Origin of the sequence: Bowmanella dokdonensis (assembly GCF_017254865.1) — a bacterium.
Classification (GTDB): Bacteria; Pseudomonadota; Gammaproteobacteria; order Enterobacterales; family Alteromonadaceae; genus Bowmanella; species Bowmanella dokdonensis.
Genome location: NZ_JAFKCV010000360.1, coordinates 1 through 290, shown reverse-complemented (window position 1 = coordinate 290; position 290 = coordinate 1). Strand labels below are relative to the sequence as shown.

Genomic DNA, 290 nt, shown 5'->3' with positions numbered 1-290 from the left:
ACTGACAAATGGAGCCTTCCAAAAGAATGCATAAGTGTTCAATGCCACTAACAGCAGTTAAAGCGATACCGAGCCTGGGGTCAAGATGACAGGATTACAATAACCAAACATCTGTGGATTTTAATTAACTATCACGCACAACCGGATTGCGGCGAATATCTTCCAGCAAATAGCGATAATCCTGAATTGCCGGGAATTCCTCTATCTCTCTGACCGGCTTTTTCGAGTCAGGATTACTGACCGCCAACAGATGACCAATACCAAACTGACGGGCGGCTTCCAGGATAATC

At 45.2% G+C, this 290-nt stretch carries 1 pseudogene; it reads right to left on the bottom strand.

Annotation, left to right across the window (positions count from 1 at the left end):
- Window positions 1-124 precede the first annotated feature (124 nt).
- A pseudogene (locus tag J0A66_RS23490) lies at window positions 125-290 on the bottom strand (HAD family hydrolase); the annotation flags it as partial.